Genomic DNA, 22348 nt, shown 5'->3' with positions numbered 1-22348 from the left:
AAACCCAAAAAAACGTTGTGGACAAAAGATTGGGTGAAGAGGCCGAGATATGCAGGGCGCAATTTGCAGTTATTTATCAGGTGGTGCTTTTGTAATACGCACTGCCACATAAATACATCATATTTACTTCTCCTGCAAATGCTAACATGGTCACCCCCCCATACGTCGCGGGCAAGCATCTGCCCTTGCGTCGCGCCAAGCATCTGCCCTTGCGTCGCGGGCAAGCATCTGCCCTTGCGTCGCGGCCAAGCATCTGGTAGATAAATTCCTTGTTTTGCCGTAGACCGCGCGGCGGCAGGCCCACGATCTGCCAGCTGACGCGCCTGTGCGTTTCGTGGTTTTGTCCGCAATACGCATGTCCATCCTTAGACGGTTGCCGCCATGCCCGGCGTGGCTCAACCGCCAACGGCCACCGTCATATTCCGAGGGGGAAACTGAGCATGAAAAAACTTCTTGTCTGCGCCCTGCTGGCTGCCGTTATGGCCGCCGTACCCGCTTTTGCCAAAAAAAGCTATGTGAACGGCATTGACCCCAACTATCCGCCTTTCGCCTATGTGGACGAAAAGACCGGCCAGCCCGCCGGTTTTGACGTGGACTCCCTCAACTGGATCGCCAAAACTATGGGCTTTGAAATCACCCATAAGCCCATGGCCTGGGACGGCATCATCCCCGCTCTTGTGGCCAAACAGATCGACATGGTGGATTCGGGCATGAGCATCACCCCCGAACGCGCCAAGGTCGTGGAATTTTCCGATCCGTACTGGACGGTTTCGCGCGTGTTTCTTGTGCCTGCAAACTCCACGCTGACCCCGCAGGACGTGCTGACCAAGAAGGTCAAGCTCGGCGTGCAGCGCGGCACTTCCGAAGCCAACGCCATCAAGCAGGAACAGCAGGAAAAGGGCTATCCCTTTGAACTGCGCTTCTATGAATCCGCTCCTCTGGCGGTGGAAGACCTGCTCAACGGCCGCATCGACGTGGCCCTTATGGACGATCTGCCCGCTGACGACGCCATCTCCAAGGGCCGGGCCGTCAAGAAGGCCGGCACGCACGGCGAACCCGACAAGTTCGGCGTTGCCATGCGCAAGGGCGACAAAGACCTGCACAAGCTCATCAATGACGGTTACAAGAAGCTCATGGCCGATCCCTACTGGCAGGAGCTTCAGAAAAAGTATCTGAGCAAGTAAGCAGCGCAAAAGCGCTGAACGGCAGACGCGGATCGTTGGATATCCCCGACGGTCCGCGCTGTTCTGCCCAACCTACGGCAAACTCCACATATGGATTCACTTCTTGTAGTTTATAATGCTCTCCCCTCCATACTGGGCGGCGGTCTGGTCACAATTGGCAATGTGACCATTTCTCTGGCCATGGGGCTCGTGCTCGGCGTGCCTCTGGCTGTCGCGCAGGTATACGGCGGCCCCTGGCTGCGCCGGATGGTGGCGCTGTATGTGTGGTTTTTCCGTGGCGTGCCCATACTTGTGCTGCTCTTTTTGTGCTACGGATTTTTCATCAGCCTGGGCCTTCCGGCAGATCCTTTTCTGATCTGCTGTCTTGTGCTCGGCTGTACCAGCACGGCCTACCAGTCCCAGATTTTTCGAGGCGCCATTGAAAGCCTGCCCCAGGGGCAGCTTAATGCGGCCCGCGCTCTTGGCATGGGCGAAGGCACGGGCATTTGCAGCATCATTCTGCCCCAGGCCATGCGTCTTTCCATACCCGGATGGGCCAACGAATTTTCCATCCTGCTCAAGGATTCAGCCATCTGCTACGTTCTCGGCACGCAGGATATCATGGCCAGAACCTCCTTCGTGGCCGCGCGCACACACGAACACCTGGCCCTTTACGCGGCGGCGGGCTGCATTTATTTTCTGCTGACTCTGGCGGTGCTCAAGCTTTTGCGCCGCCTGGAAGACAAAGTCCATGTGCCGGGCTATTCCTCAGGAATGAGCATGGAAGGCATGGGTGTGGGATAAGCCATGAATGTGGACGAACAAGCTATTCTGCGCGTTGAGGGCATCTCGAAGATGCTGGGCGGCAAGCCCATTCTGAACAACTGCAGCCTCTCGGTGCGCCGCGGCGAACTCAAGGTGCTCATCGGGCCTTCAGGCGCGGGCAAAAGCACCCTGCTGCAGAGCATCAACTGCCTCATCCCGCCCGATGCGGGCGACATCTACCTTGAGGGCAAACGGCTCGACCGCACAAACAAACCCGCCCTGTGCGCCTTTCGCGCTCAGGTGGGCATGATTTTTCAGGATTTCAACCTGTTCGACCACCTCACGGCTGAAGAAAACGTGGCCATAGCCCTGCGCAAGGTGCGCGGCATGAGCCACAAGGACGCCAAGGCCCGCGCGCACGAAGAACTCGCCCGCGTCGGCCTTGCCCGCCGCGCCCTGCTCTACCCCGCCCAGCTTTCGGGCGGTCAGAAGCAGCGCGTGGCCATGGCCCGCGCCCTGGCCATGGACCCCAAGGTCATCTTGCTGGACGAACCCACCTCGGCTCTGGACCCCGAACTGGTGGGCGAAGTGCTGGCCGTCATACGTGACCTTGCCGGCGGCGGCATGACCATGATCATGGCCACCCACCAGATGGATTTTGCCCGCGCTCTGGCCACGGAAATCATATTTATGGAACAAGGCAGACTTATTGAACAGGGCGCGCCCGATGTGCTCCTGGCCGAAGGCTCCGCCACGCGCACGCGCGACTTTTGCCAGCGCCTGCTGGAGATGGGGGGCTAGAGTGCTGGACACGGCCTTTTTCGGCAATGAGCTTATCCCTGCCCTCAACAGGGGCCTGCTCGTTTCGCTGGCTCTCATCATCCCCGCTGGCAGCCTGGGTTTTGTGGGCGGGGTGCTTCTCGGCTGCGCCCGCTCTTTCGGCCCGCGCTGGCTGCGCCGCCTGGGCGACTGGTTCACGGCCATAGTACGCGGCGTGCCCCTGGTTGTGCAGCTGATGATGATCTACTATGCCCTGCCCAAGATCGGCATCTTCTTTCCGCCCTATGGGGCCGCGCTCACAAGCTTTACCCTGTGTACGGCCGCCTATCAGAGCGAATATGTGCGCGGGGCGCTGCTTTCCATCCGCCAGGGGCAGATTCGCGCCGCCGAGGCCCTGGGATTCAGCACATGGCAGACCGTAGCCTGGATCGTCATTCCCCAGGCCGCCCGCCGCGCCCTGCCCGGCTGCGGCAACGAAATCATCTACCTCATCAAGTACAGCTCCCTGGCCTACCTCGTCACCTGTATGGAACTTATGGGCGAAGGCAAGGTCGTGGCCTCGGACACCTTCCGCTTTACCGAGGTTTTTGTCACAGTTGGAGCCTACTATCTCGGTATGGTCACTCTGGCCACCTTCTTTCTGCGCTGGCTTGAACACCGCTTCCACGTGCCGGGCTTCGGCGCTCGCTAGCGCGCTAACGAGCTTAAGCGCTAACGAGCTTAAGCGCTAACGAGCTTAAGCGCTAACGAGCTTAAGCGCTTAAGCGACTTCATTTTGAAATATTTTGTGGGGGAGGGACCCTTTTGCAAAAGGGTCTCCTCCCCCACACCCCCTCCCCCTAAAACTCTTGTTGCAACTTGTTATATTGCAGAATTTTTATGGTCTGAAGCGTGGTTCCAGCCACAACGCCCTCCAGCCATAACCCCATCGCAGCGTCTATCCGCGCCAAGAATTTTCACTTTTGCGCTTTGGCCGCACTGCCGGAACAAGAAAACTGAAAGGGCGCACGTACGACGTGCGCCCTTTCAGTTTTCAGGCTTCTGCTGGTGGCAGGCAGTCCCACCCAAACGGGTTTAACTTTCGTGCCACCCCAGGAACATCTTATAGGCCGGGTTGTCCGTCTCTTCCACATGGGGGTAGCCCATGCGTTCCACACGCTGCAAAAAGTCCTCAAAGGCCTCACGCTTTTCTTCCGGAGCCTCAAAACCCACCAGCACCCGGCCGAAATCCGCGCCGTGGTAGCGATACTGGAACAGGGTGATGCTGAAATCCACGCGCATGGCGTCCATAAAGTCCAGCAACGCCCCGGGACGCTCAGGAAAGGTGAAACGCAGCAGCCTTTCGTGCAGAATCTGGGGCGCATTGCCGCCCACCAGATGCCGCAGATGCATCTTGACCAGTTCGTTGTCCGTGAGGTCAATGGCTTCAAATCCCTTGCTGCGCAGCTCAGTCAGAACTTCGGCCACATCCTCGCGCCCGCTGATCTTGATGCCCACCAGCACGCGCGCGATTTCCGGGTCAGAAAAGCGGGTGCACAGTTCGGTGATGTTGCGGTTGCCAAAGGAGGCGCACAGCGCGCGGAAGCTGCCCACGGCCTCGGGAATGGTCACTGCCAGAAGGGCCTCGCGGTGCGCGCCGATTTCTGAACGGTCAACCACGTGGCTCAGCCGGTCAAAATTCATGTTGGCGCCGCTGACCACGGCCACAAGGGTGGCGTCGCGCAGGCCGCTCTGCGCCGCGTAGGCGCGCAGGCCTGCCAGGGCCAGGGCTCCTGCCGGTTCGGCCACCAGACGCGTATCCTCAAAAATATCCTTTATGGCGCCGCAGATGGCATCGGTACTCACCACAATGATATCGTCCAGAAGATCGCGGCACAGGGCAAAGGTATGCTCGCCCACAAGCTTTACGGCCACACCGTCGGCAAAAAGGCCCACATCGTGCAGTTCCACCCTGCGTCCGGCCATGACGGAACGGCGCATGGCGTCGGAATCAACAGGCTCCACACCGATAACCCGGATTTCCGGGCGCAGGTTCTTGATGTAGGCGGCCACGCCAGCCGCCAGGCCGCCGCCGCCGATGGGAACAAAAACCGCATGGATGTCGCCGGGATGCTGGCGCAGGATTTCCATGCCAATGGTGCCCTGCCCCGCAATGACGTCAGGATCGTCAAACGGCGGGATGTAAATGCAGCCGCTCTCCTTGATGAGATCAAGCGTGTGCTGCCAGGCATCGCTGAAAGACTCGCCAGAAAGCACCACCTGCCCGCCCAGACGGCGCACCGCGTCCACCTTGATGGCGGGCGTGGTCACGGGCATGACGATGGTGGCCTCGCAACCGAGGCGACGGGCCGCAAGAGCCACGCCCTGGGCATGGTTTCCGGCTGAGGCGGCAATAACGCCGCGCCGCAGATCCTCCGGCGACAGGCGGGCCATCTTGTTGTATGCGCCGCGCAGCTTGAAGGAGAAAACAGGCTGGTGGTCCTCGCGCTTGAGCAAAATTCGGTTGCCAAGACGCCGGGAAAGGGTTTTGGCTTCATCAAGGGGAGTTTCCACCGCCACGTCATAGACGCGGCTCAACAGTATGCGGTTCAGGTACTCACTGTGCTTTTGCATGCATATATCCTTGCGGCAGCAAAAAATGATACGGCCGCCATGCAGCCGTTCGGGAAGGGTATTTCACCCGTTTCATTTCCTATATACCTGCCGCCGACACACCTCAAGCCCCGAACAGTGCGATGACGCTGAATTTTACCGCAAAAGCGACGTCACATCAGTCGCCCAGCGCTGCAATCAGTGCAAGGGCGCATTGTACGCATTGCGGGCAGATTCGCGGAACATGCCGTAATCATATGCTGAAGCAACCGGATGCCCTGTGTGCACTCTGTACACGCCCAACCCATTAGGCTATGCTCCGCAAGAGAAACATATGTCATCAAAACACCCGCAAAATGAAGACAAGGGTCTCCAGGCGTATCAGCCGCACATAACAGTGCGCGCCGCCGGGCGGCTGTGGCAGCTCAGCCGCGCCGCAGACCTTGAACAGCTTTGGGAGGCCATGACTGCCGACTCCCGTGACTTCGAGGATGAGCGCCTGCCCTACTGGACGGAACTCTGGCCCTCCAGCGTGGCTTTGGCTTCATGGCTTCACAGCCGCAAGGAAGATATCGCGGGGCAAAACTGCCTTGATCTGGGCTGCGGCCTGGGTCTCACGGCCTTGGTCGGCCAATGGCTTGGCGCGCGCGTGACCGCCATGGACTATGAAGAACAAGCCCTGCACTTTGCCGCGCGCAACGCCAGAATCAATGACGTTCCCCAGCCCCTGTGGGCAGTTATGGACTGGCGGAGTCCGGCCCTGAAGGCCGGAAGCATGCACCGCGTCTGGGGCGGCGACATCATGTATGAAAAGCGCTTTGTGGCCCCGGTGCTGCGGTTTTTACACCACGCGCTCGCGCCGGACGGCGCAGCCTGGGTGGCCGAACCGGGCCGCTCTGTATACGAAACCTTTCTGCACGCCCTGCAAAGCGGCGGCTGGCAGGGCAAGCGCGTATACGGCCAGAAAGTGGAAGCCCTTTACGCCCAGCCCGTGCCTGTCACCGTGCAGGTATGGGAAATCCGCCGCGGCTGACGCGGCCACAACACAAACAACGCACCCGTTTCCCTGAAGGAAGCGGCGCAGGATACTGTTATGGGAAATCTGGCACGCTTTGGGGTTTCGCTGGATGAAGACCTGCTGGAACCTTTTGACGAACTTTGCCGCCGCAAAAGCTATCCCAACCGTTCAGAGGCCATACGCGACCTCATCCGCAAGGCCCTGGTGGAAGAAAAGTGGAACAGCGACGCCTGTGGCGCTGGCACGTTGACCCTTGTTTACGATCATCACAAAAACGACCTTTCGCGTCGTCTCATGCAGATCCAGCATGATGATCACGATTTGATAGTCACCACGCTGCATGTGCATCTTGACCACTACAACTGCCTTGAGGTTCTGGTGCTCAAAGGGGAGCCCAACCGCATGCGCGCCCTGGCCGACAAGCTCATCGCCTGCCGCGGCGTCAAGCACGGCACCTTTACCGGCACTACCACAGGAGAGGACCTGGCATAATGGAAGACGTGCAAAGCCATGCCCCGCTGGTGGCCCTGAACATAGACCGTGTGGGGGTGCGCGAACTCCGCCTGCCCCTGCTGGTACGCGACCGAACCAAGGGCACGCAGCAGACCGTTGCCAGCGTGGACCTTGGCGTGGATCTGCCCTCCGCATTCAAGGGCACCCACATGAGCCGCTTTGTTGAGACCCTGGAAGGATGGAACGCTGAAATAAGCTATCAGTCGGTGCGCCGCCTGTTGCTGGATATCAAGCAACGGCTTGAGGCCAGACGGGCCTATGCGCGTTTCTGCTTCCCCTATTTCATTAAAAAAAGCGCTCCGGCGTCGGGCATCCCGGCTCTGATCAGCTATCAGTGCCGCCTCACCGGCGAACTGGACGATGAGGGCCAGCACTTCTGCCTTGAGGTTGACGTGCCGGTCATGACCGTCTGCCCCTGCTCCAAGGCCATCAGCGACGAAGGCGCGCACAGCCAGCGAGCCATGGTGCGCATGAGCCTGCGCATGAAGGTTTTTTCATGGCTTGAAGATTTTATCGACATAGCCGAAGCCTCCGGTTCGTCAGCCGTATACACCCTGCTCAAGCGCGAGGATGAAAAATTCGTTACCGAGCAGGCCTTTGCCCACCCCACTTTTGTGGAGGACGTGGTGCGCAATGTGGCGCAGCGTCTTTCGGAGCATGGACAGGTAGAATGGTTCAGTGTTGAGGTGGAAAGTATGGAGTCAATACATAACCACAATGCTTTCGCCAGGATAGAGCGGCACATGAAAGACTGAAAACCGGCCTGGTACCCCGGCGCTGCCCACAAAAAAAGTTTTTTGCATTCATCTGATGGTTGTGCTAATGCTGCCGTAAGGTACAAATGATGAGCAGTATCAGCACCAGCATGCAATTGGGCGCGTCAGCCATGAACACCCATTCCTGGGGGATGGCTGTGGCGTCTCATAACGTGGCCAATGTCAGCACAGCTGGCTTTGAGCCGCAGCGTGCCGTCTATGCTACTGGCCCTGCGGGACAGGGAGTACGCCTTGATGCAGTGCTTCAGGGCGGCGTTCCTTCTGGCCCCGGCGGCACGTCATTCAGCGCGGCCCAGGCCGTTTATGACGTGACCTCAGGCCTGCCCCTGGAGGCTGCCAGCCCCAGCGGCACAGACCTTGGCCGTGAAATGGTTACAATGATCACCACCCAGCACGCGTATAAGGCCAATGCAGCGGTCGTTCACACCGGTGACGCCATGCTTGGCACCTTGCTGGATATCAAGGCCTAGCGCCACAAACACAAATGCTCCGGCCTCGTGGGACCGGGCCAGACACCAAAGGGCAAAGCCCTGACCGTTGACGCCGGGCTTGCCCGCATTCTGACAGACTAGCCGCCGCTTTCAGCGGGTGGCACAACATTTGTGGAGCGCTGATGGGAAAATGTCTTAAACTATGCGTGTTGATGTTGGCCTGCATGCTGGCTTTCGGCTGCGCCTCCAAAAGCGGCTCGCGAGATAATGGCATCAACACCCCCCATGCGGAGCGGTTCCGCCGCTCTTATGAAGCTGCATTTGACTCCAATCAGCAGGAATCCAGCCAGCAGCTACTGCGCAAGGCCAGATCAGCCATCGGCACGCCTTATGTGCGCGGAGGAACGACCCCGGACGGTTTCGACTGTTCGGGTTTTGTGTGCTGGACGTATAAAAGCGTTGGCGTGCAATTGCCCCGCACTGCACGTGAACAGTCCGTTATCGGCCAACGCATCAACAATGTGGACGAAATGCGCGCAGGGGACATTGTGGCCTTCCGGCATCCCCGCCGTGGCTACCATACCGGCATCTACGTTGGCGACGGCAAGTTCATCCACAGCCCCCACAAGCGTACACGCGTGCGCATCAACTCCCTTGACGATCCCTACTTCAAGAGCACCTTTCTTGGAGCGCGCCGCGTAAAGGTTGAGGGCGGCGAAACCATGATCGCCCAGGCCGAAAGCCGCCTCAACGACTTTGCGGAAGAACGGGTGGTGCGCGAACTGTCCCGCGACAAGAAAAAGGCTGGCAAAACCAGCGCGCGCGACAGCAAACGCGATGACAGCCGTGATGACAGCCGGAGCAAGAAAAAGGACAAGATCGTACAGGTCGCCAGCAACGATAAAAAAAGCAGCGCCACTACCCGGCAGCAGGCCTCCGCTCCGGAAAAATCCAGCAAGGCTTCAAGTTCGGAGAAATCCAGTAAGGCTTCTGGTTCTGAAAAGTCCAGCAAGGCCTCAGCTTCGGAAAAGTCCAGCAAGGCTTCAAATTCCGAGAAATCCAGCAAGGCTTCTGGCTCCGAGAAATCCAGCAAGGCCTCAGCTTCGGAAAAATCCAGCAAGGCCTCAAGTTCCGAGAAATCCAGCAAGGCTTCTGCCCAGGCAAGTTCTGGCAAGTCCAGCGCCCAGGCAAGTTCAAGCAAGGGTTCGGCAGACAAGGACAAGACCGCCAAGTCTTCCAGCCAGAAAGCCGAAACCAAAAAAAGCGAAAGCAAAAAGCCTGCTACGGAAAAAGTGGCTACCAAGGCCGAACCCAAGAGCAAAAAAGACCAGCCCAAGGGCAAGGGCGACAATTCTTAACGGCAGTGATTGATTGCGCGGCGGGCCTGGCCCGCCAGCGCATACAGGGCGGCAATCGGCAAACCCGCGCTGCCCGGCAGGCATAAAGCCGTAAGTGCAGCCTGTATCACAGCCAGTATTTGCGGCATCAAAACAAATGCGCCGCCATAGTTCATAACAACATATTTTTGCTGACAGCGGCAGCCCTGCTGCCCACCAAGCCACCCCAGCAGCCATGCATCAATCATCGTGCCCATGCGGCAGGCTTGCCCCAAGCCCAACCGGCCACATCCATATGGGCAATGCCTGGGCCTTTTTGCTGGCCTGGCTGGCTGCGCGGTCGCAAGGCGGGCGGCTGGTTCTGCGTCTTGAAGACATAGACCCGCAACGGTCGCGGCCCGAATATGCGATCGCCCTTCTGGAAGACCTGCATTGGCTTGGGCTGGATTGGGATTATGGCCCAGATGTGGGCGGGCCTTGCGGCCCATACGTGCAGAGCCAACGCGGGTCAATATATGACGGGGTTCTTGCGCAGCTGGAAAAGGCGGGGGCGACCTACCCCTGCTTTTGCACCCGCAAGGAATTGCGCCAGCTTGCTGCGGCCCCGCATGTTGACGACACGGGCGCGCCCTACCCTGGAACCTGCCGCAATCTGGGTCAGGAGCGCATTGAGGCGCTGATCCGCAGCGGGCGTCGTGCCAGCATACGCCTGCGTTGCCCGGAAGCTCCCATATCTTTCACCGACCTGCTGCTTGGGCCGCAAACCATTTTTCTTACCGACTGCGGGGGCGATTTCGCGCTGCGCCGCTCTGACGGCGTTGTGGCGTATCAGCTTGCCGTTGCTGTTGACGACGCCCTTATGGGCGTGACGCAGGTCGTGCGGGGAAGAGACATCCTGTCCTCCACGCCGCGCCAGATTGCGCTTCTTCAGCTCTTGGGCTATGGTGCGCCTTCCTACGCCCATGTGCCTCTGCTTCTTGACGAAGAAGGAGAGCGTCTGGCCAAGCGCCACAACAGCCTGTCTCTGCGGTATCTGCGGGAACAGGGGGTTGATCCGCGCCGTATAGTGGGCTTGCTTGGCATGTTGGCCGGTCTTGATGCTGCCGCGCGCGCCGTCAGTCCGGCGGAGCTTTTGCCAGCCTTTGACTGGAGCCGCCTGCCAAGGCAGGACGTACGCCTGCGAAACAGTCATTTGCGTGCTCTGCTGTAACAGGCCGTCACGATGCGAACCGGCACGGGGCAAAAGCCCCCCGCGTTGCAGGAGTGAACGGCCATGAGCAGAGCGCCCCTGGGAATACCCTTCTCAAGGGGCACGTCACGCCGGTTGCAATGCTTAACCACGCACATAAATTACGCTAGCGCCTTCACGGCGGGCGTCTGATCCGCGGTCTTTTTTTCAATGACAGCGAATCCCGTAACCTGATGGGGGAGTGCATGACTTCGCAAAATCTGAATCAAATTTTTCTGGATGAGATATTTCCTGCTTCGCGGGCGGATGATTTTTTCGAAGCGCTGTTTGGCGGTGCTGAAGAAGGCGCTTACGACATTGGCCTTGTCTGCCGCGAGGTAGGCCCCCAAAAAGCCCACCTGGCTTTTGAACTGCGCCAGCGGCCCGGCAAGTGCCTTGTCTGCAACCTGACATATGGCCTGCCGCAGGTATTCCAGCGCCATCCCATCCTGAACGTGGCGGGGGTGGCGAGCGCTGTGGGCCAGGAACTTGGCTGGCCCGCTGAAAGCGTCAACTGGAAGCTGGGCCATACTGAAGAAGTCAGCCGTGAACTGCACGTCATTCCCCTGATTCTTGAAAGGGCATGATCTTGCACGCCTGCTTGCCTTGACAAGCGGAAGTTTTTTTGGCAATAGTTCCCGGTCGTCGGTTTCGGTTTACGGACTGAACCGCTGAAACGCCAGATGTGGCGGGACGGCTGTTTGGTCACGTAGACATGACGGAAGATAGCGCCACGAACACGATTCCACGGCCTTTCGCCCCGACACAAAAGAATATTTCTCCTGCCGCCTTGGCTCAGTTGGTAGAGCGACTGATTCGTAATCAGTAGATCATCAGTTCAAATCTGATAGGCGGCTCCATAAAATTAAAAAGGCTTACGCAACGCGTAAGCCTTTTTTTGTGGAAAATCCGCACCAAGTCGACCATGCCTGACAGGGCACAAAGGCCACACCAAGCCGTGTCAGCCCGCATCAGACCATTTTTATCGACCCCAAATCCACTGTGGGCGCCCTGTCGCGCGAGTTTGCACGGGGCCTCAGGACGCTCGACGCCCCCAAGCACCTCTGTTGCACCTGATCAAAAAGATCTCCAGCGCAGCATCAACTGCCCGAAAGCCGCCGCCACATCGGCGTACATGGCTTCTGCGTCCGCACCAAAGCCGCGCTGTCGTTTGGCTGCGAGAATGAGCACAGCGTGCAGCCCATGTTCGGCATAAAACGGCTTGGCAAAATACGAGCGTATGCCCAGAGGGGCAAAAAGGGCCCAGTCAATGGATTTAACACTGTCGAGAGTATCTTCCACAATAAGCGAACTGAGGCTGTAGCGCTGAATATCCTGGGCTATTGTGCCTTCATAGGCATGCAGCGTCCCCCACTCAAGGCTGTTGAATGCCGAACCGACACCGTATACGGCCACACGCCCGCTGCCCATCTGAATGTGCGACAGCATCAGCCCGTCAACTTCCGGTTTGCAGAGATTGTGCAGCTTTTCGAGCGCCGGGCGCAGTTCTTCAGTACAGAGTGCCAACGCGCCGTCTTCTTCAAGCTTCGGGGGCCTTGCATCAACGTTGACCAGCGCAACCCGCACCACTTCCTTGCCCGACTCTCCCCACAAGGTAAGCCGCACATGCGCCGAAAACAAACCCCGCTCGCCATTGCCGAGCAACAGCTTTCCCGACCATGCGTCACGCTCCACGGCTTTTTCCATTGCCGCTGAAAAACCTTTCATCAACGACTGCGGCACCACATCGTCCAGCACCAGTGCCCGCACAGCCTGCTCCTCGCCCAAAAAGAGCTTCTGCGCCGCCCTGTTGGCGTCATACAGTGTCTGATTTTCCAGATCCACGGTAAATACCGGATAGTCGGCATCCCCCAGGCGCATCTTCAACTGGGCGTTATAACAGGCGGAATTATACCCTCCAGGCAAATAGGCCTCTTTGAGAAAGCCGCTGTAGACGTCCTGCTCCGGTTGCGGCCAGCCCTGAAGGATCAGCGGTTTGCGTCCATCGTCATGCTTCAGCCGAAAGATTACGGCGGCTGGCCTTCCGGCATGGATCATGTCCCAGAACTCCACAAGCAGGGGATAATCCTGCTCCATTACCGCGTTCTTTCTGAACGCGGCGTTTTTCAGCAACTGCGGGGCGTCAAAGCCTGCGTCGCGCCAGCGGGTAAACACCTTAATCCGGGACTCACGCTGGCAGATGCTCCATAATAATCCGGGGAAGCCCTTTCGCCACTGAAGGAAACTTGCCATGCCATCTCCATGTATTGAAAATAAAAATCACCGTCGATGCATTGGCAGTAAAATAGACGCAAGCCATGAGCAAGCCTTTTTTATGCCGACGTGTGGTCTGACCACAGACACGCAACTCCGCTTACAAAAGCATATTTGCCGCGATAATCTGCTTTTTTTCTGCATTTTTTTACAGTGTTTTATACTGTGGTCATACCAAAAAACAAAAAATTTATCATGCTTTTCATAATGTTAATTAGCTGTGTGCTTTTTTTTACATGCATATTGTCAAAAAAATTACAGACGCGCAGTATGAAGTTACACACACGCATTTGAATACGCTTTGCCTGGAGGACGCCCGTGATCGCGCCAGCAAACGCTGAAAACCAGTTGGAGCATGCCCTCTTGCAGGGGCGCTGGACGCTCTTTGAGCGGCTGCCCGCCGAACGGCTCCTGGCCGAGGAGCTGGGCGTCAGCCGCGCAACGCTGCGCACCGCTCTGAGCACCCTGGTGGGCAAGGGAATTCTTGAAACGCGCCGCAGCAAGGGCACATTTGTACGCGCCCTCCCCTGCAACCTCAACGCAGCAAGTCTGGGCGACAGCCTGAGAGCCATGCGCATCGTCATGACCCCCCTGCTTGCCGCGGCATCAGGCTCATATGCGCCTTCTGTCATGCTGAAGCTCGAACGCCACCTGCCTTCCATCGGCATGGCGCTTCACAGCGGCGACATGCGCCTTCTTGCGCAGCATCACCTGCGGTTTTTCTCCATACTTTTGCAGGCAATCAGCAACGATTGCCTTGCCCAGGCAGGAGCGGCCACCCTGCCCGATGCCTGCGCCCTTGCCCGGCTGTTGCAGGAATGCAGCCAGCCCCGGCTTGAGGAAATATTCAAGCATCTTGCCCGCACCCTGCATGGTCTGCGGCATGCGGACTCCCAAGCCTGCGCTTCTTCTGTATCGGCCTATGTGTCCTGCCTTTTGCAGTGCCTGGGGGAAGAAGAATGATGAACCGACGCAGACGCGATTTTTTACGGGGAAACTGGCGCGCGGTTTCCCCGGGCAGACTCGGCGAAAACACCAGTGCAGACGCGCTGGCCAGCAGCGACGAGGCGCTGCTGCCGCCAGAATTTTCGCCGGGCATGCTGCGGTTTGAAGGGCAGCGACTGGGGCTGCCCGTGGACACGATGAGCGAGGAGGCGCTGATTCGGGCCGTTGCACAGGCCCTGCACACACAAGCGCGTCCCCCTGTGGAGATGGAAACCCCGCAACTCTGAGGAGGGTTCGATGGCTGACCACGACATTCCCTATCTTGAGGAGCGCAAGCTTACCAAGCGGTGGCAGGGGCCCTGGCCTGTATTGGCCAACATGGCGTTCACACTTTCCATATTTGCCGTAACCTGGTGGATCTTTCAGGATCCGCGCGGCATCATGCGTTTTTACACACCCTATGTGGGGTATAACTATTGCCGCTGGTGGCTCATCATCCTCATCTGGATGGCCTATATTTTCGACTTCTGGCCATTCAAGCGTAACTGGATACGCAACGCGCATCCCCTGCAAAAGGGTCTTGTGCTTTCGCTTGTATCTGTTGGCCTGATGGTGCTGATGATTCACGGCTTTTTTGAAAATGTTCTTGGCAATTTTGCCTTTACCTATTTCAGCCCGCACCAGTTGCAAAAGCTGCCAGGGCTCACCGAATTCTATGCCACCGAGTATGCGGCCCAGGCATGCATGATGTTTGCCGTCATCGCCTCATGGATCAGCCCGGCCTGGATCGTGGCGCTTGAGGGCCGCCCCTGGCAAAATGAAGTCCAACCCGTCAAAGGCTTCAGCATATGGCTGGGCACGTTCTGCCTGAGCCTCGTCATCTACTTAATGACCATGCACAACCACATGGGCATCCTGTATTACCCCTGGCAATATTTTACGGCAATTACCCCACCCTATTGGGAATCCTTTGCGCAGACAGTTTCCGCGAACTTTCACGTAGCCTGGATCATGTGCTGCACCGTTGTGGTGTGGTTTATGGAAGGCATCTGGGAGCGGTACCCCTTCTGCCTCATCAAAAGGCCGGGCTTGCGCCGTTTTGCCCTGTTCTTCGGCATTATCGCCATTTCCCTCTCCCTGTGTTTCTTCTTCTGGTACATGCAGGAACTGGTCTGGGGCGACGCCATCCGTGGTCACCGGCGTGACGCGGCCCCCGACTGGCGCTGGCTGCATGTGGGCGAAACCGCCATCTTCTTCCTGGTTCCCGCCCTGTTCCTCCAGTTCTACGGCGGCAACTGGCCCAACAAGTTCAGCACTCCGGTCAATGTGCTTATCCGTACCGTGATTGTGGCCATCGGCGGCATTGCGGTCTACTGCCTGTACTACAAGTACGCACACTTTGCGCTCGGCACGCAAAAGGGCTTTTCACATCCGCAGCAGTTCCCGATGATTCCCATGATCTGGCTCATCGACATCTGGCTGATCAACTGGTGGTTTATGGATGGATGGCCCGGATGGAAGCGCGAATTCCGCACCAGTGAAGAACTTGTAGCCGAAGAACACGCCTTCGCCGCTCGAAACGCCTGGAGCCCCGCCATGATTCCGGGTCTTGCGGTGGGGATTCTCGCTGGCGTTATGCTGTACTTTGCCATAGTGGCCGCGCTGCCATGGTTCAGCGCGCACTTCACCCTTGTGCAGTAAGGAGAGCAACATGGACAGACGAGAATTTATCAAGGGTGCTGCATTAGGGGTCGGCGTGGGCGCCATCGGCGCCATGGGCGCGTATTCGTACTCCCCCATGCGCAGGGCTTTTCTCACGGACGTAAAACGCGGAACGGAAAATATTGGTGTTTGCAAGGCCGTCAAAATTACCAACATCTCCGAGACAAGCTGGTTCGACAACCGCACGTTCATGCAGGATGTGACCGGCGCTGGCGGTCTGCTGGTAGACCAGTACACCTTCAACTGGCCTCCTTTCGGCAATGGCAAGGGCGTCGGCAAGGGCAGCTATGCCGACGGCATAAAGCTGATCAAGCATCTGTTGCCCCACAAGCTGGACGAAGCATGGCAGATAGTGCGCGAAAACAGCGTGCATCCCGACAATGCCGGCGGCTTTTCCTGCCTTATTGAAATTGAGGGCATGGACGGCAAGGTGACAAAGTACCTTTTTGACACCGGCTGGAATTACCAGTGGATGGAAACCTGCTATAAGCGGGAAGGCATCGACACCATGCTGGCCAACAATGAAATTACCGCCATGATCCAGACGCACGAGCATATGGACCACTTTTTTGGTCTGCCCGCTGTGACAAAATACAACCCCGATATTCACATCTATACGCCCAACACCTTTTACCCCAGCGGCAAGCAGTACCTCAAAGACTGCGGGCACGTGGGCAAGTGGACTGAAGTGCCCAAGGGCCTGCACAAGATTCAGGACGGCGTGGCCCTTTACGGCTTCGACTGCCCCATCATTCTCAAGGTATTCGGCGAAATCTCGCTGTACTGCAACGTCAAGGACATTGGGCTCGTGAGCATCACCGGGTGCTGCCATCAGGGCATCATCCTTTTTGCCGACACGGCCTACAAAACCCTGACCTATGAAAACGACCAGTTCTACGGCCTCTACGGCGGCCTGCACATCTCGCCCTTTGACGACTGGGACCCCAAGTATGACGACCTCGTTATCGGTCTCAAAAAGTGGGATCTGCAAAAGGTGGGCTGCAACCACTGCACAGGGCTCATTACTGCCCAGAAGTTTGTGGACGCGGGCTACCCGGTTGTAAAAGGCACGGCGCGTTTCCGCTCCAAGACGACCAACTATCTTGGCAATGGAGACGTCATAAAGTTTCCCTCGTAAACGGTGCAGCCGTAAGGGGGCAGGCCTGCCCCCTTACGGCTGGATTTCAAAAACCGCCACAACGATGGAGTATCGCCATGCGCCTTGATGCCCTGCTGCCGCGCCCCCTTTCGCCTGAAACAGACGCCGAGAGTCCTTCCATACTCAACTGTCTGCTCACAGGCATACATCTTGACCGCAGACGGGCGCGGGCGCTGGGGTGGCGGGGGGTGCTCCCTTCCAACCAGCTATACGCGGCCTGGACCTGCCGGGTGGCCGGTTCTCCACACGTGTACGGCCTGGTTTTTCTGAACGAACACACCGACGTATCCTTTCTCCACGGCACGTTTACGGCGCACGTGTTCCCCCATGCGGCGGATTCCGTTCTCGACAAATTTCCTCTGCAGGCTCTTTCCCTTGCCCTTGGCGAAAACTACGAAGAACGCATGCGCAACCTCTCGCTGCATGCCCCCGAGCTTGCCCCCTTTTGCATGGGCAGCGTGCAGCTTGTGGCGGCGCTGGACGGCAAGGGGCTTTCCTTGTCCCTGGCCGCTCCGGCCAGATACCGCCACATTTCGCGTGAAGGAATCGCGGCGCGGCCCTCCACGGATTCAGGCAGCTATGCGGCAGGCGACACGACTGGCGACGCGACTGGCGACGCGGCAGGCGACACGACTGGCGACGCCCAGGCCGAACAGTGGATCGTACCCCCCGGCGGTTTGGAATGCGACGTTCCCGCATTCAGGCTGCTGCTGCCACTCTTCACGACACTGGCGGCTACGGCCGCAACACTGCTTGAAGAATCGCCGCGCCTCAGCCTGCATATGGCCTTACAAAAACCGCGTGACGCCGCAGAAGGGGACACTTCCCCCACCCTGTCGCTGAAGGCGGAGATGGGCACATGCCCGCAACCGCACCCCCTGGCAGCTTTTCCCGGCAATGGCAGGCCCATAACGTTTCCATCCCTGTCTTCCGAAGGCAAAATTCTGAAACGCCTGCCCGGCCGCCAACGCCAAATACTGGCGACACCTGACGCAGAACTGCCGGTCATGCACATCCTCACAGGGTTCCTTGGCGCGGGAAAAACCACATTTCTGCGCCGTTGGCTGGACTATCTGAATGGGCGCGAACAGTTCGCCGCAGTCATACAAAACGAATTCGGGCGCATCGGACTGGACGCCGCGCTCACTCGCGGTGAAACGCATGTGGAGGCCCTGGACGAAGGCTGCGTCTGCTGCTCGCTGGCGGACAGCTTGCGGCCCGGCCTGCAACGCCTTCTGGAAGCGGCCCCCGCAGAACAGATAATTCTTGAAACAACAGGTTTGGCCAATCCCGCCAATGTGCTTGAATCCCTCAACGATCTTTCCGACATGGTGCGCCCCGGCCTGGTCATAACCGTGGCCGACGCCCTGGCATGGGACGAGGCCGGTTCAGGCATCGGCATGGCGCAGGTGGCGCAGGCCGACGTCATTATTGCCAACAAGGCCGACGCGGTCTCCGAACAGCGGCTTGAAGCAGTGCTGCGCGACCTGCGACGCCGCAATCCCAGGGCTGTGATCTTCCCCGCTGTTGAGGGAAACATCACCTTCGCCAATCTTGAAGCGCTGCATACGGCATGGCTCGACGCCCACAGCCCTCCGCCCTCGCGCGCTCCCCGTCTGCAGCCCTTCAGCGCTGCTGGCAATATCAACCACAGCGCCGAGGGATTTGGTTCATTTTGCCTTACCCTGCCGCAGGTGGTCAGCACAGAGGATATCTGGCGCATGGTGGATGACGCTGGCCCGGGGCTCTGCCGCGCCAAGGGCATTGTCAATCTGCGCATGGACGGCGCGGTGGTTGCCGCTGTTGCCCAGTATGCCGCCGGACGCCTGGAATTTGAGGAAGCCCCGGACGGAGCAGACGAACGGTACATGGTGTTTATCGGGGTGAATCTGTCGCCGCCTGACACGGCCGGGCAGGGGGCGACAGCCGTGTGCTGACGGCAGAGACATCTTCCCCGGCGGCCGCGCCAGTGCCTGGAGCCCGCCAAAACACTCAATCTGCCGGTTTTGTATGCCGGTTGTTGCAGCAAGGAGGCAGACATGAACATCATTGCTTTGGGGGGATGGATGATGTGGCCCCTGCTGGCAGTCTCCATCCTGACCCTGACGGTGATTGTGGAGCGCCTGCTGCTGTATGCGTCGTGCTCCCTGCCCGACGACGCCCTGCGGGGGGATCTGCTCAAAGCCACGAGCAGCGGCGATGTGGAAGCAGTGGCGGAGCGCATGACCACAGTGCCCCTGCTGCACGCCTTTGCCCAGCAACTCACGATGGCAAGCTCCAATCGCGAATCAGCCCTGCACCTGGCCGGAGGGCAGATTCTTGAACAGCTGGAGCGGCGGCTCGGTCTGCTCGGCGCCATTGCCAGGCTGGCTCCGCTCATGGGCCTGCTGGGAACGGTGAGTGGGATGATTTCCATTTTTTCCAGCATTGCGCACGCCTCCAGCGGCGTGGATATGAGCATGCTGGCGGACGGCATCTGGCAGGCCTTGCTCAACACGGCTTCCGGCCTGTGCATTGCTATTGTCGCCCAGTTTTCGCTGGCATTTTTCAGCGCCCGCCTCAAAAACATCTCCAGCATGCTTGATGCGGCTGGCAACGCGGCCTTGCTGCGACCTGACGCCGGCACTGCGTGTTGATTTTATGGCATGACCAGCAGACGCAGATTATCCAACGCTTTTCTCTTGTTGCGCCAAGGAGACAATGCCGATGCTTCGCCTGACCCGCCCGCTGAATACGACGAGTGATTACGACCTCATACCGCTCATTGATATGCTGTTTATTCTGCTTATATTTTTTGTCATTGCGGCGGCCTTTGCCGTCCGTGGGCTTGAAGTCGATCTGCCCACTGCCCACAGCAGCAAAACCCTGTCGGGCCGGGTAATTGAACTGCGCCTCACGGCTGATGGCGGCATTCTTTGCGAAGGGGTGCCCCTGCCCCGGCAGGAGGTCAGAGACAAATTGCACGATCTTGTGCTCGGCTTCAGGAGCAGACCGGGGAGGCTCGTTCTGGTGGCTGACCCCAAGGCCCCTGTGGAAGGCCTGATCTTTCTGGTGGATGAAGTGCGCATGCAGGGCGGGGAAAAGCTGCTTATTGCCACATCGGGGCACCCCGCGACGGACGCGCCATGACCGCGACCGAACGGCTCTACGCCGCGCTGGCCATCTCATGCCTTGTACACTGGGGCCTTTTTCACCTGCTTGGCGCATCGGCAGAGTTGACCCCCGTGGGGACGCTCACGGTGATCAGCATGGATTCCCTGGGCATGGGAGCATCCCCGGAGGGCGGCGCAGGCATCAGCATGGAGGCTGCCCCACCCCGCACCGAACCGCAAAATACCGCAGACAAAAGGCGTCAGGCATTTTTCGCCTTTCTTGACGATCTTGACGCGGCAGTGCATGCCCGCCGCATGGACGGCGGCGAGGCACATTTTGTCGGAGTTGCGTCCTATGCCTTCACCGTGCGTGCCGACGGCAGTTTTACAGCCCCGGTGCTGCGCCAGTCGTCTGGTTCACCAGATCTCGACGCAGCGGCGCGCCGTGCGATCATTGCGGCAAGCGGCAGCGTAAAACGCCCGGACATTCTGGGCGCTGCCGATATTCCCGTTTTATTGCATGTAAAATACCAGTATGAACTGCGGTAAGCAGCAGACGGCATCTGTTTATGTCTGTCAGCAGGACATATGTGCATTTATAGTCATGCCGCCAGATGCGCCGTTTCACTGAATGCGCCGTTCCAACAGATTGCCCCGCGTGTCGTCATTGGCTACATCAAAGATACGCCAGAGCAGCGTCACTAAATACTGCTCTGGCGGTTGCAGGGGTAAGCGCCGACGTGAACGCACACGCGCCGTAAAGGCCGAGCGAAAAGCCTGCCAATGTGCATGTAACGTCAAAACACCCTACTGCCTGTCCCGCAGCATCTTGAGCTTGGAGCCGCTGAACCTGTCGCCGTCAGGCAGCTTCATGTGGTCAAGGCCCTGCACCACCACCTTGCGGTAAAACTCGTTGCCCGAGGCGACAACCTCGGGGATGGCGTAATAGTCCTGATTGCCAATGCGGAAAGAAAGTTCCAGCGCCAGGGGCGCACCGCCCCAGGAGTCCGTCCAGGCCTCAAGCGTGATCTCCGCCGCAACTCCCGCCAGTTTCACTGAGCCCATCATGGCCGAATAGGTGCAGACGCTTACGGGCGTGAGCTTTGTGTCGGCGGCAAGACCACTCCTGGCCAACGCAGGCACAAAACGCGAGAACTGCCGCAGGCGCGGGCGGTCAAGAGCCCCGAAAGTCTTCGCATCGCCCCGGATGTTGACGCTTTTCTCCAGCCTTGAGGCCATGTTGCCCTGCGCGTCCATATAGGGATTGTCTTCAGCGGAGACTTCCCCCCTGATGCCCACCGTATCCAGGGACGTTCCCAGAATAAAGGCCGGGGCCTTGCCGGAGGTTTTCACCGTAAGCTTTATGTCTTCTTTGGCGCTGCCATCCTTATTGTGATTTGCGGTAGTGCGTATCACAAAACCCGCATCGCGCAGGGCGAGGCCATCTGTATCAAAATAGCTTCGCGTGCGCAGGCGCACCTTGATCTTTTCGGATTTGGCCAGAAGAAAACCGTTTTTTGCAGCCGAAGCAGCGAGGGCGTCCCAGAGGGCAGTGAACGATGCTGCTGGCCTGTCTGCGGCAAAGAGCGCCGGATCAAGAGCCATCTTGTACTCAAGACCGTTCACAGGCCCGTAGGGCTTCCAGGCCACCACATTATCCTCATATGTCGACGGCCCGGCGGCCAGCGCGGGCGCTGCGGACAGCCCAGGCAGTCCCAATAGGGCGGACATGGCGGACACCAACACGCACACAATGCAGGCAAGCATGGTTTTGTACACGGCATTTCCTTACAGCACGAGGATTGAGGAACTGCGAAATGCTCCTCAGTTCAGTGTTTTATTTTGCCCCAATGGGCTTTACGGCAGAATCTCCACCATATTGCGGCCCGCGACAGGCTCCAAATCAGTTTGACGCCCGAGCCTCAAACCCGGCGCGCGCCATCCGGCATACGGCACAAGCAGGGCAGCCGCCTGCCCCGCTGAAGGCATGCCGCCGGACTTACATAAGTTACATAAATTACATAACTTCAGAAACATATTATAAAGTTACATAAAAAGATTTTGCGACATTGCCGGAGTAAACAGAAGACAAATTCTGTCAGGAGGGTTTACTCATGCAACGCGCAGAAACAACGTCCGGCGGCCTGCTGGACAAATTTTGCAGCTTCAAGGTCGGGCCGGTTCCCCTGCCCCTGTACATCTGTTTTGCCATCATCATCTTTGCGGCCTCGTACTATGGCAAGCTGCCCAAGGACATGATCGGCGGCTTCGCCGTCACGCTGGTTCTGGGCATACTCCTTGGCGACATGGGCCTGCGCATTCCCGTTCTCAAGGACATCGGCGGCCCGGCCATCCTTTCCATCTTCATCCCCTCGGTTCTTGTGTATTACAGCCTGCTTGACGGTCCCGCCAAGGAGGCAATCATGCACTTTACCGCTGGCAAGAACGGTGGAGCCAACTTTCTGTATTTCTACATTGCCTGTCTCGTGACGGGCAGCATACTTGGCATGCTACGGCAGGTGCTCATCCAGGGCTTTTTGCGCATGTTTGTGC

Annotated in this window: 23 protein-coding genes and 1 tRNA gene; 21 read left to right on the top strand and 3 right to left on the bottom strand. The window is 58.5% G+C overall.

The window, feature by feature from the left end; genetic code table 11:
- The first annotated feature begins 440 nt into the window (after positions 1-440).
- The 4 genes from RBR41_RS13865 to RBR41_RS13850 all read left to right on the top strand — a co-directional run bounded on the left by RBR41_RS13865 (position 441) and on the right by RBR41_RS13850 (position 3399).
- A complete protein-coding gene (locus RBR41_RS13865; protein ID WP_179979610.1) occupies positions 441-1184 on the top strand; it encodes an ABC transporter substrate-binding protein in 744 nt (247 codons plus the stop codon).
- A gap of 90 nt (positions 1185-1274) precedes the next feature.
- Complete coding sequence (locus tag RBR41_RS13860) at positions 1275-1967, top strand: amino acid ABC transporter permease (protein WP_320353260.1); 693 nt, start codon at positions 1275-1277, stop codon at positions 1965-1967.
- Between the two features lie 3 nt (positions 1968-1970).
- On the top strand, positions 1971-2729 hold the full coding sequence (locus tag RBR41_RS13855) for an amino acid ABC transporter ATP-binding protein (RefSeq protein ID WP_320353259.1): 759 nt from the start codon (positions 1971-1973) through the stop codon (positions 2727-2729).
- A 1-nt stretch (position 2730) separates the two neighbouring features.
- A complete protein-coding gene (locus RBR41_RS13850) occupies positions 2731-3399 on the top strand; it encodes an amino acid ABC transporter permease (RefSeq protein ID WP_320353258.1) in 669 nt (222 codons plus the stop codon).
- Between the two features lie 383 nt (positions 3400-3782).
- Here the strand turns inward: RBR41_RS13850 and ilvA are convergent, their stop codons facing one another.
- Entirely contained in the window at positions 3783-5321 is a 1539-nt protein-coding gene (ilvA, locus tag RBR41_RS13845; protein WP_320353256.1) for a threonine ammonia-lyase, biosynthetic, read from the bottom strand.
- A 313-nt stretch (positions 5322-5634) separates the two neighbouring features.
- On the opposite strand from ilvA, the gene RBR41_RS13840 reads away from it, so the two are divergent.
- The 8 genes from RBR41_RS13840 to RBR41_RS13805 all read left to right on the top strand — a co-directional run bounded on the left by RBR41_RS13840 (position 5635) and on the right by RBR41_RS13805 (position 11463).
- Entirely contained in the window at positions 5635-6333 is a 699-nt protein-coding gene (locus RBR41_RS13840) for a class I SAM-dependent methyltransferase (RefSeq protein ID WP_320353255.1), read from the top strand.
- A gap of 60 nt (positions 6334-6393) precedes the next feature.
- A complete protein-coding gene (nikR, locus tag RBR41_RS13835; RefSeq protein WP_179979616.1) occupies positions 6394-6810 on the top strand; it encodes a nickel-responsive transcriptional regulator NikR in 417 nt (138 codons plus the stop codon).
- Positions 6810-7586 carry a GTP cyclohydrolase FolE2 gene (folE2, locus tag RBR41_RS13830; protein ID WP_320353253.1) on the top strand — a complete coding sequence of 259 codons (777 nt, stop codon included), beginning with the start codon at positions 6810-6812 and terminating at the stop codon, positions 7584-7586. Before nikR ends, folE2 begins: the two co-directional genes overlap by 1 nt.
- A gap of 89 nt (positions 7587-7675) precedes the next feature.
- Positions 7676-8077, top strand: coding sequence for a flagellar basal body rod C-terminal domain-containing protein (locus tag RBR41_RS13825; protein ID WP_320353252.1), 402 nt, complete (start codon positions 7676-7678; stop codon positions 8075-8077).
- A gap of 143 nt (positions 8078-8220) precedes the next feature.
- On the top strand, positions 8221-9396 hold the full coding sequence (locus tag RBR41_RS13820) for a C40 family peptidase (protein ID WP_320353251.1): 1176 nt from the start codon (positions 8221-8223) through the stop codon (positions 9394-9396).
- Positions 9397-9610: 214 nt separating this feature from the next.
- The gene (gluQRS, locus tag RBR41_RS13815; RefSeq protein WP_320353249.1) at positions 9611-10585 is read left to right on the top strand and encodes a tRNA glutamyl-Q(34) synthetase GluQRS; all 975 of its coding nucleotides are present in this window, start codon (positions 9611-9613) and stop codon (positions 10583-10585) included.
- Between the two features lie 224 nt (positions 10586-10809).
- Positions 10810-11190 carry a hypothetical protein gene (locus tag RBR41_RS13810; protein ID WP_320353248.1) on the top strand — a complete coding sequence of 127 codons (381 nt, stop codon included), beginning with the start codon at positions 10810-10812 and terminating at the stop codon, positions 11188-11190.
- A 197-nt stretch (positions 11191-11387) separates the two neighbouring features.
- A tRNA-Thr gene (locus RBR41_RS13805) sits at positions 11388-11463 on the top strand.
- Between the two features lie 217 nt (positions 11464-11680).
- On the opposite strand, the gene RBR41_RS13800 is transcribed toward RBR41_RS13805, so the two are convergent.
- On the bottom strand, positions 11681-12856 hold the full coding sequence (locus RBR41_RS13800) for a hypothetical protein (RefSeq protein ID WP_320353247.1): 1176 nt from the start codon (positions 12854-12856) through the stop codon (positions 11681-11683).
- A gap of 339 nt (positions 12857-13195) precedes the next feature.
- Here RBR41_RS13800 and RBR41_RS13795 point away from each other — a divergent pair, with 339 nt between their 5' ends.
- The 8 genes from RBR41_RS13795 (at position 13196) to RBR41_RS13760 (ending at position 20344) form a co-directional block, all read left to right on the top strand.
- Positions 13196-13840 (top strand): GntR family transcriptional regulator, encoded by a 645-nt coding sequence (locus RBR41_RS13795; protein WP_320353246.1) that lies wholly within the window; start codon positions 13196-13198, stop codon positions 13838-13840.
- On the top strand, positions 13837-14109 hold the full coding sequence (locus RBR41_RS13790) for a hypothetical protein (protein ID WP_320353245.1): 273 nt from the start codon (positions 13837-13839) through the stop codon (positions 14107-14109). The genes RBR41_RS13795 and RBR41_RS13790 overlap by 4 nt, the downstream gene beginning before the upstream one ends.
- A 10-nt stretch (positions 14110-14119) precedes the next feature.
- Entirely contained in the window at positions 14120-15523 is a 1404-nt protein-coding gene (locus RBR41_RS13785; protein WP_320353244.1) for a hypothetical protein, read from the top strand.
- A 10-nt stretch (positions 15524-15533) separates the two neighbouring features.
- The gene (locus tag RBR41_RS13780; RefSeq protein WP_320353243.1) at positions 15534-16682 is read left to right on the top strand and encodes an MBL fold metallo-hydrolase; all 1149 of its coding nucleotides are present in this window, start codon (positions 15534-15536) and stop codon (positions 16680-16682) included.
- 77 nt (positions 16683-16759) lie between these two features.
- Positions 16760-18640 (top strand): CobW family GTP-binding protein, encoded by a 1881-nt coding sequence (locus tag RBR41_RS13775; RefSeq protein ID WP_320353242.1) that lies wholly within the window; start codon positions 16760-16762, stop codon positions 18638-18640.
- 102 nt (positions 18641-18742) lie between these two features.
- On the top strand, positions 18743-19339 hold the full coding sequence (locus RBR41_RS13770; protein ID WP_320353241.1) for a MotA/TolQ/ExbB proton channel family protein: 597 nt from the start codon (positions 18743-18745) through the stop codon (positions 19337-19339).
- 64 nt (positions 19340-19403) lie between these two features.
- Positions 19404-19832, top strand: a complete 429-nt coding sequence (locus RBR41_RS13765) for a biopolymer transporter ExbD (protein ID WP_320353240.1) — start codon at positions 19404-19406, stop codon at positions 19830-19832.
- Positions 19829-20344: a TonB C-terminal domain-containing protein gene (locus RBR41_RS13760; protein ID WP_320353239.1), complete on the top strand. Its 516-nt coding sequence runs from the start codon at positions 19829-19831 to the stop codon at positions 20342-20344. The genes RBR41_RS13765 and RBR41_RS13760 overlap by 4 nt, the downstream gene beginning before the upstream one ends.
- 258 nt (positions 20345-20602) lie before the next feature.
- Here RBR41_RS13760 and RBR41_RS13755 read toward each other — a convergent pair whose 3' ends face one another.
- Entirely contained in the window at positions 20603-21574 is a 972-nt protein-coding gene (locus tag RBR41_RS13755) for a hypothetical protein (RefSeq protein WP_320353237.1), read from the bottom strand.
- 335 nt (positions 21575-21909) lie between these two features.
- Between RBR41_RS13755 and RBR41_RS13750 the strand changes: the two genes are divergently transcribed.
- A partial coding sequence (locus RBR41_RS13750) for a 2-hydroxycarboxylate transporter family protein (protein ID WP_320353235.1) occupies positions 21910-22348 on the top strand: 439 nt, incomplete at its 3' end.

Source organism: Desulfovibrio sp. (assembly GCF_034006445.1).
Lineage (GTDB): Bacteria > Desulfobacterota > Desulfovibrionia > Desulfovibrionales > Desulfovibrionaceae > Desulfovibrio.
This window is presented reverse-complemented; position numbering and strand designations above follow the sequence as displayed.